This window comes from Spongiimicrobium salis, assembly GCF_043678055.1.
Lineage (GTDB): Bacteria > Bacteroidota > Bacteroidia > Flavobacteriales > Flavobacteriaceae > Spongiimicrobium > Spongiimicrobium salis.
The window spans coordinates 1-533 of sequence record NZ_JBHEQA010000025.1; the positions used below are offsets into that span (position 1 = coordinate 1).

Annotated in this window: 1 protein-coding gene; it reads right to left on the reverse strand. The window is 60.8% G+C overall.

Annotation, left to right across the window (positions count from 1 at the left end; all coding sequences use genetic code 11):
* The coding region (locus ACEXOE_RS23725; protein ID WP_394751368.1) for a non-ribosomal peptide synthetase at nt 1-533 on the reverse strand (533 nt) is incomplete at both ends.

Consider the following 533-nt stretch of genomic DNA (forward strand, 5'->3'; position numbering starts at 1 on the left):
ACCTCGTTCAGTGGAAGGGAGATATCGAATTCCGAGTTCACCCTGTTCCTCAACGATATCGCGCTCAGCGAGTGGCCCCCCAGATCGAAGAAGTTCGTGTCCGAACCGATCTCCCCCGGGGACGTTCCCAGTATGTCCGACCAGATCCCCGCGAGGCGCTCCTCCGTAGCACCGGAGAGCGACGCCCCACCAAGTTCACGTAAGGGCTCAAGGCCCTCCAGTTCCCTGCGGTCCACCTTCCCGTTCGTGGTCAGCGGGAACGTATCCATCCGCATGTACTCCTTGGGCACCATATAGGCGGGGAGCCTTCCGTTGAGGAATTCCTTTATCTCGCCCGGGGCGAGACCCTCCCCAGAAATATAGTAACAGGCCAGATACCTGTCGCCCGAACGTTCCCTGGACAGGACCACAGCGTCCGTTATCCCCGAATGCTCCAATATCTGGTGCTCCACCTCACCCAGCTCCACACGGTAGCCCCGTATCTTCACCTGCCCGTCGCGGCGGCCGATGAACTCCAGGTCCCCGTCAGGGAG